Genomic DNA, 5,609 nt, shown 5'->3' on the forward strand with positions numbered 1-5,609 from the left:
GGATCTCCTGCACTAGGCCGTAGAGCTCGCTTGTGCTGGCCTGGTAGATGCGGGTTTTAGCGGTGAGCCCCAGCATCCGCACCGCTTCCAGGATGCGCAGGGTGCCGAGGGCGTCTGAATTGGCGGTGTATTCGGGCGCCTCGAAGCTCACGGCCACATGACTCTGGGCGCCGAGGTTGTAGATCTCATCTGGCTGAACCTGCTGGATGATCCGGATCAGGTTGGTGCTGTCGGTGAGGTCGCCGTAGTGCAGCACCAGCCGGGGATCGCTCTCGTGGGGATCCTGGTAGAGGTGGTCAATGCGGGCTGTGTTGAAGCTGCTGGCGCGCCGCTTGATGCCGTGAACGGCATAGCCCTTCTCCAGCAACAGTTCGGCTAGGTAGGAGCCGTCTTGGCCAGTGATCCCTGTGATGAGAGCTGTTTTGTTCACTTCTAATCATGAGATCCTAGATCTTCTGGTAAGGGCTTGACCTTGTTACATAAGGATGAATATAGCTTTACATGCTACTAAGCTAAGCCGTCGCACCCTGGGCCGCCGGCGCTGGCTGGAACATAAACATCGAATAAATTACATTCCTCCGCATCTGGGTCATCATCTCGAGGAACATATCGTAACCCTCATTCTTATATTCGATCAACGGATCCTTCTGGCCGTAACCTCTCAGGCCCACCGACTCGCGCAGGGCATCCATGGCCTGCAGATGCTCCCGCCACAGCGTGTCGATCTGCTGCAGGATGAAGTAGCGCTCCGCTTCCCGCATCAGGCCTGGGCGCTGCTGCTCTACTTGGCCCTCCTTGATGTCGTAGGCATTGCGCAGCTGCTCCTGCAGGAAGGCTTTGAGCTCCTCCACCCCTAAACCCTGTAGCTGGTCGGGCGCTAGATCTTCCAGGATGTAAATAAACTCCTTTGTTTTCTCGACTAGGCGGCTGAGGTCCCACTCCTCAGGCGGCAGCTCGGGGTTTACATAGGCTTCCACGATGTCTTCGACGGTCCGCTCGCCGTAGCCGATCACCTGGGCCTTAAGTTCACGGCCCTCCAACACTCGGCGCCGCTCGGTATAAACGGCTTTGCGCTGGTTGTTCATCACCTCGTCGTACTCAAACACCTGCTTGCGGATGTCGTAGTAGTACGTTTCCACCTTCTTCTGCGCCCCTTCCAGCGAGCGGGTGAGCATGCCCGATTCGATCGGCATGTCTTCCTCCACCCGGAAGGCATTCATCAGGCCAGCCACCCGATCGCCGCCAAAGATGCGCAGCAGGTTGTCTTCCAGAGACAGGAAGAAGCGGGTGGAGCCAGGATCGCCCTGGCGGCCGGCGCGGCCGCGCAGTTGGTTGTCCACCCTGCGTGATTCGTGGCGCTCGGTGCCGATCACGTGCAGGCCACCGGCCTCGCGCACCTGCTGATCGTCTTGCTTCACCATGGCGTCGTATTCAGCCTTCACCTGCGCGATGCAATCACGCAGGGCCTGGATTTGGGGGTCATCGCTGGGGGCCTTTTCGGCCGCCTGGGCGATGCGGTCTTCCAGCTCCAGCAAGGTGAGCTGCCGGTCGCCCCAGGCATTTACGAGGTCTTTGGCGAGGCTGGCCAAATCCTGGTCAGTCGTTTTGCTGAGACTGCAGGGATACAGGCTCCCCAAACTGCGGGCCTCGCGCGCGGCTTTCGCCGAGGGGATGGGCCGGTGCTCATTTTCCGGGCGCACCAGCTTGGGCAGCAGCACCTCACGCAGCTTGAGGCGGGCCATGTAATCGCTATTGCCGCCCAGGATGATGTCCGTGCCACGCCCGGCCATGTTGGTGGCGATGGTCACGGCGCCGGCCCGCCCGGCCTGGGCCACGATTTCGGCTTCCCGCTCCACGTTTTCTGGCTTGGCGTTTAGGAGGTTGTGGGGGATGTCTTGCTCAGCCAGCAGGGCTGATAGCAGCTCCGATTTCTCCACACTGGTGGTGCCCACCAGCACCGGCCGGCCCCCCTTGTGCACCTCGGCGGTTTCCAGGGCTACCGCTCGCCACTTGGCGGTTTCGGTTTTGTAAACCTGGTCGGTCCAGTCGGAGCGGGAGCGCACCCGGTTGGTGGGCACGATCGTGACTTCGAGCTTGTAGGTCTTCTCGAATTCCACTTCCTCGGTTTTGGCGGTACCGGTCATTCCGGCCAGGCGCGGGTAGAGCAGGAAGAAGTTTTGGTAGGTGATCGAGGCGAGGGTTTGGGTTTCGGGCTGGATCTCCAGCTGCTCCTTGGCCTCAATCGCCTGGTGCAGGCCGTCGCTCCAGCGCCGACCTGGCATCACCCGGCCGGTGAATTCGTCCACGATCACCGCATCGCCATTGCGCACGATGTAGTTCACGTCCTTGGCAAACATCTCCTTGGCCTTGAGGGCATTGCCGATGAAGTGGGCCCAGGGGTCTTCTGGGTTGAAGAGATCGGTCACCCCCAGCTCCTGCTCGGCCTTGGCATAGCCCTCGTCGGTGAGGGTCACATTGCGCTGCTTCTCATCAACCTCGTAGTCGCCTTCGGGGTCGATGCCGTCTTTGCCCAGTTCGGCAGAGCGCTCCAGCAGCTCAGCCACCTCGGCGGCGCGGCGGTATTTCTCCTGGGGGCGCTCGATCTGGCCGGAGATAATCAGCGGCGTGCGGGCCTCGTCGATCAGGATCGAATCGACCTCGTCGATCACGCAGTAGTTGGGCTGGCGCTGCACCACCTCAGCGATGTCGCTGGCCATGTTGTCGCGCAGGTAGTCGAAGCCCAGCTCGCTGTTAGTGGCGTAGGTGATGTCGCAGGCGTAGTTGGCCCGGCGGGTGGTTGGCGTCATCTCCTGTTGAATCAGGCCCACCGAGAGCCCCAGGAAGCGGTGCACCTGGCCCATCCACTCGGCGTCGCGCCGGGCCAGGTAGTCGTTCACCGTCACCACGTGCACGCCCCGGCCGGTGAGGGCATTGAGGTAGGCGGGCAGGGTGGCCACGAGGGTTTTGCCCTCGCCGGTTTTCATCTCAGCGATTTGACCGTTGTGCAGCACCATGCCGCCGATCAGCTGCACATCGAAGTGCCGCATGCCCAGCACCCGCTTGCCGGCCTCGCGCACCACGGCAAAGGCCTGGGGCAGCAGCTCATCGAGCAAGGCCCGCTCCTTGGCGGTATTGCCCGCCACCTGCTCCAGCTTCTGGCGGAATTCAGCAGTGAGGCCGCGCAGCTCGTCGTCGGAGAGGGGGGAGATTTCCTCCTCGAGCAGGTTGATATCAGAAACGATCGGCTGGTAGCGCTTCAGCTTGCGGGCATTTGGATCACCCAGCAGCAGCTTGAGCATTGAGGCGGAACGGCCAGCACAAGCCAAATCTTACCGGGCGGCTACCAGAGCAAGCGCTAAGGGAAGGCCTGCAGCCCTGAAGCCGCCAAGTGTTGGGGCAGGGTGTCGACCAGTCCGCTGGCTGCCGGCAGCTTGCCTAAACGCACCTCGACAAGGCCAGTGCATCAGCTGATTCGGCTCACTCCAGCAGCCATTCCACTGCGCTGCTCCAGGCCACCGGTTGTGGCCATTCCCCCCGGGGCGGCCTGTTGTTGAGTGAAATCACCCGCGCTTGGGCGCCGCTGCTCGACGGTTCCTGCAGGGCCTCCAGGAGTGCTCGCAGCTCCCTTTGCAAAGTCGCTGGTTCACTGAGATCGGTACACACCTGGATCAGCTCCCGCCGGCCATCGGGGAAACGGGCGAGGAAGTCCACCTCGTGGCCGTTGCTTGTACGCAGGTAGCCCACCTCCGCTCCTTTCCGCAGTAATTCCAAAAGCACCACGGTTTCCAGCGCATGTCCGAGATTGCTGCGCCCCTCCAGTTCATAGAGGGGCAGCAAACCCGGATCGACCGGATACACCTTGCGGGGCAGCGTCATCTGACGCCTCAGCGAACCTCCCACCACGCCCAAGCAGTGGATCAGGAAGGCACTCTCTAGGTGCTGCACCAGCTCGGCCAGGTGTTCGCGGCCGATCGCTAGACCCTGGCTTTTCAGGGCTCCATGCAGGCGGTTGAGGCTGAAGCTGCCGCCACCGTTGCTGAGCAGCTGCCGCACCAGCCATTGCAGAGCCAGGGGCTGGCGGATGGCATGGCGCTCGATCACATCCCGCAGCACGGTGCTGTCCACGTAGCTGCCCAGCAGCAGCCGGCGGCTGCGCTCCTCCAGTCCCTGAGCCTCCGGGAAACCCCCGCAGCGCAGGTAGTGCTCCAGCTGGTGAGTGAGCTGCGAGCGCTGGGCGCTGCTCCAGTGCGTGCTCGGCTGCAGCGGCTCCAGGCTTCGGTGGCGGAGGCTCTCGCGGAAGCTGAACGGATACACCACCGCCTCTAGGGCGCGCCCCCGCAGGTTGCTGGCGATCTCGGTGGAGAGCATCTCCGCCGACGAGCCACTCACAACCACGTCGATCGGTTCGCTGTCCATCACCCGCCGCACGAATCCCTCCCAGCCGGGAATGCGTTGGATCTCATCGAGAAACAGGCAGCCCCGCCGCGCTCCCGCTTGCCGCGCCTGGGGCTGGAGCTGGAAATAAGTCTCGAGAAGCTGGTCGAGCAGCTCCGCACCAGGGTTGTGGGCCAGCAGGCGCTCGTCTTCCAGCGACAGCATCGGCAGCCAGCTGCGCTCCTCGCCCGCCTCCACACGCCGGCCCAGCTCCTGCCATAGCAGTGAGGTTTTGCCGCTGCGGCGCATGCCGATCACGGCCAGCGTTTTGCCGGGGATCCTGGGGATCCAGGTGTCGCGCTGGGTCAGCTGGGGTAGCGGCTGCTGCCAGCTGTCCACCAGTTTCTGGCGCAGCAGGGCTTGCAGGTCTGCGGGCAGCTTGTCGTCCATGGCGTCAAGTTAGCGCCTTGGCTTGTTGTTCATGGTGACAAGAAGGTGATCTTCGTTTTGGGCGAGATCGGGGTCTAGGTAGAAATATTGTTGATTTCTGCCCGGCTCCTTGTGGGGGTGTGAGCATCCATGGGCATGAACATCAAAGACCCTGAGGTACATGCCATGGCCCCTGAGCTGGCGGCGCGGCATGGCACCACCGTGACCGATGCCGTGCGTCGTGCGCTTGCGGCCGAACTGAGAGAAGCCCAGGGCCATCTGCGCTGAAGCTGCAGGATGCCCTCTACGACGATGACGGTCTGCCGGTCTGATGGTGATCGATACCTCTGCTCTGATAGCCATTCTCAAAGCGGAGCCCGAAGCTGCCGAACTCCTTGGCTGCCTGAGTCAGCCATCTCCGAAGTGGATCTCCACCACCACTCTCTTGGAAGCTCAGATCCTGGTGATCAGTCAGCTCGGTGAGGCAGGGCCTCCTGAGTTGGACTTGCTCTTGGGCCGAGCGGAGATCAAGTCGCTTCCGCTCGACACGTTGCATGTGCACTGGGCCCTCCACGGCTGGCGCCACTTCGGCAAGGGCCGCCACCGGGCTGGCCTCAACCTGGGTGATTGCTTCAGCTACGGCCTAGCCATGGTCCTAGACCTGCCGCTGCTGTTCAAAGGCGACCACTTTGCCCGCACTGATGTGAAAGCTGCCATGTGAAGGCACGCGTGGGAAACCAGGACTCAGCTGGTGGTGCCAGGGTTGTCGCCCAGAAACTCCAGGATCTCGCGATCTTTGAGGTTTT

The 5,609-nt window shown here is 62.4% G+C and carries 5 protein-coding genes; 2 read left to right on the top strand and 3 right to left on the bottom strand.

The window, feature by feature from the left end; genetic code table 11:
- From KBY72_RS14195 to KBY72_RS14205, 3 genes are all read right to left on the bottom strand, one after another.
- On the bottom strand, positions 1-430 hold a 430-nt coding region (locus KBY72_RS14195; RefSeq protein WP_254993843.1), incomplete at its 3' end, for a GDP-mannose 4,6-dehydratase.
- A gap of 82 nt (positions 431-512) precedes the next feature.
- The gene (gene secA, locus KBY72_RS14200) at positions 513-3,299 is read right to left on the bottom strand and encodes a preprotein translocase subunit SecA (protein ID WP_254993844.1); all 2,787 of its coding nucleotides are present in this window, start codon (positions 3,297-3,299) and stop codon (positions 513-515) included.
- 178 nt (positions 3,300-3,477) lie between these two features.
- A complete protein-coding gene (locus tag KBY72_RS14205) occupies positions 3,478-4,824 on the bottom strand; it encodes an ATP-binding protein (RefSeq protein ID WP_254993845.1) in 1,347 nt (448 codons plus the stop codon).
- 135 nt (positions 4,825-4,959) lie between these two features.
- On the opposite strand from KBY72_RS14205, the gene KBY72_RS14210 reads away from it, so the two are divergent.
- Together KBY72_RS14210 and KBY72_RS14215 are read left to right on the top strand one after the other, a co-directional pair.
- Positions 4,960-5,091, top strand: coding sequence for a type II toxin-antitoxin system VapB family antitoxin (locus KBY72_RS14210; protein ID WP_254993846.1), 132 nt, complete (start codon positions 4,960-4,962; stop codon positions 5,089-5,091).
- Positions 5,092-5,134: 43 nt separating this feature from the next.
- Complete coding sequence (locus KBY72_RS14215) at positions 5,135-5,524, top strand: type II toxin-antitoxin system VapC family toxin (protein ID WP_254962296.1); 390 nt, start codon at positions 5,135-5,137, stop codon at positions 5,522-5,524.
- Positions 5,525-5,609 lie beyond the last annotated feature (85 nt).

The sequence above is a fragment of the Cyanobium sp. BA5m-21 genome (assembly GCF_024346235.1).
Taxonomy (GTDB): Bacteria; Cyanobacteriota; Cyanobacteriia; order PCC-6307; family Cyanobiaceae; genus Cyanobium_A; species Cyanobium_A usitatum.

What these genes read in the sequence shown, in the direction of transcription:
- KBY72_RS14215 (WP_254962296.1), top strand. Translation starts at nt 5,135, where the DNA reads ATGGTGATCGATACCTCTGCTCTGATAGCCATTCTCAAAGCGGAGCCC.
- KBY72_RS14210 (WP_254993846.1), top strand. Translation starts at nt 4,960, where the DNA reads ATGAACATCAAAGACCCTGAGGTACATGCCATGGCCCCTGAGCTGGCG.
- KBY72_RS14205 (WP_254993845.1), bottom strand. Translation starts at nt 4,824, where the DNA reads ATGGACGACAAGCTGCCCGCAGACCTGCAAGCCCTGCTGCGCCAGAAA.
- secA (WP_254993844.1), bottom strand. Translation starts at nt 3,299, where the DNA reads ATGCTCAAGCTGCTGCTGGGTGATCCAAATGCCCGCAAGCTGAAGCGC.